Annotated in this window: 3 protein-coding genes; all 3 read left to right on the top strand. The window is 67.3% G+C overall.

Translation table 11 applies throughout. The features are described from left to right. The coding region (locus tag LTH96_RS12860) for a hypothetical protein (RefSeq protein WP_241466367.1) at positions 1–724 on the top strand (724 nt) is incomplete at its 5' end. Continuing rightward, the gene (locus LTH96_RS12855) at positions 721–1,146 is read left to right on the top strand and encodes a phage holin family protein (RefSeq protein ID WP_241466366.1); all 426 of its coding nucleotides are present in this window, start codon (positions 721–723) and stop codon (positions 1,144–1,146) included. The genes LTH96_RS12860 and LTH96_RS12855, both read left to right, overlap by 4 nt. Beyond that, a partial coding sequence (locus LTH96_RS12850) for a DUF3618 domain-containing protein (RefSeq protein ID WP_241466365.1) occupies positions 1,143–1,689 on the top strand: 547 nt, incomplete at its 3' end. The genes LTH96_RS12855 and LTH96_RS12850, both read left to right, overlap by 4 nt.

Raw genomic sequence — 1,689 nt, 5'->3', positions numbered from 1 at the left:
GTCAGATCAGGCCAAGTCAGATCAGGCCAAGAGTGCGGCCCAGGACGTGGCCGGTGATGCCAAGGACGCCGGCCGGGCCGTGAAGGACACCGCGGCGCAGGAGGCCGCTGGGGTCAAGGACGACGCGGTGCGTGAGGCCAAGCGCCTCGGCGGTGAGGCGAGCACGATGCTGGAGTCCCAGGCCGCTGAGCAGCTGGATCGGGCGGCAGTCACGGTGCGCACCTTCAGCGATGACGTCGGGCGCATCGCGCGTGGTGAGAAGCCTGAGCCCGGGGTCGCGAAAGACCTCGTGGACCAGCTGAACTCCCGCGCCGAGACCACCGCGAGCTGGCTGGAGGATCATGATCCCAAGGAGGTCCTCCAGGAGGTCCAGAGCTTCGCGCGCCGTCGGCCGGTCGCGTTTCTCGCGATCGCCGCTGGTGTCGGGTTCGCCGCTGGCCGGCTGACCCGGGGCATCTCGCAGCATCACGCCGATGACGACAAGCAGGGCACCTCCACCCCGCGCAGCGAGTCCCGCACCGAGTCCCGCTCTGCCTCGAGGACCACACCGGGGGCCACACCGGGGACTTCCGCAGGGACCGTCCCGGGGACCATGCCAGACACCACACCGGTGACCGCCGGCGGCCCGGGGACCGGTGTCCCGGCCTATGATGCCGGTCCCGGGGCTCCGACGCCCGGTTACCCGGCCGGTACCGATCCCTATGCCGGGGGTGGTGGCCGATGAGCAGCTCCAGCTTCCCCACCGAACCCGAGCGCAAGGCCGAGCAGGAGTCTCTGGGTTCGCTGATGTCTCAGGTCAGCGATGACCTCTCGACCTTGATCCGGCAGGAGACCGCGCTGGCGAAGGCGGAGCTCTCCGAGACCGCGAAGAAGTCAGGGAAGGGTGCTGGCATGTTCGGCGGCGCCGGGATCGCGGGGCACTTCGTGTTGTTGTTCCTCTCGATCGCTCTGTGGTCCGGGATCGGTGCCACTGATCTGGGACATGCATGGTCTGCGGTCATCGTGGCTGTGGTCTGGGCGATCGTCGCTGCGGTGTTGGCGGTGCTCGGTAAGAAGAGCCTTGATGAGGTTCAGGGTGCCCCGCAGACTGCGGAGACCCTTAAAGAAGTTCCCGATGCTCTCACCCCCACGAAGGAGACCCGATGACACAGCAGAGTCCAGAAGAGATCCGCGCTGATATCGAGCGGACCCGCAGCAGTCTTTCCCTTGACGTGGACGCGGTCGCGGACAAGGTCTCCCCGTCGAAGGTCGCTGCGCGCCAGACCGAGAAGGTCCGCAGCACCGTGGGTGGGTGGAAGGACCAGGTGATGGGGTCGGCCGAGGATGCCTCGAGTCAGGTCTCGGACCAGGCCCACAGTGCCGCGGAAGGTGTGAAGCACGCGCCTTCTGAGGCCAAGCGCAAGACTCGGGGCAACCCGTTGGCGGCGGGGCTGATCGCGCTGGGTGCCGGTTGGCTGGTGGCTTCGGTCCTTCCGGCTTCGGAGTCGGAGAAGAAGGCGGCGGCGAAGCTTGAGGATCAGGCTCAGCCGCTGGTCGATGACGCGAAGGGTCAGGTCCAGTCGATGGCTGAGGAGCTCAAGGAGCCTGCGCAGGAATCTGTGCAGCGGGTTCGTGATTCCGCGGCGGAGAGCGCTCAGAACGTGAGGTCTGAGGGTCAGGAGCAGAAGAGCACCGTCACGGATTCGGCCA

The organism is Nesterenkonia sp. LB17 (genome assembly GCF_022565915.1).
GTDB lineage: Bacteria > Actinomycetota > Actinomycetes > Actinomycetales > Micrococcaceae > Nesterenkonia.
This window is presented reverse-complemented; position numbering and strand designations above follow the sequence as displayed.

Excerpts from the sequence above, each read along its gene's own strand:
- LTH96_RS12855 (WP_241466366.1), top strand. The coding sequence starts at position 721 with ATGAGCAGCTCCAGCTTCCCCACCGAACCCGAGCGCAAGGCCGAGCAG.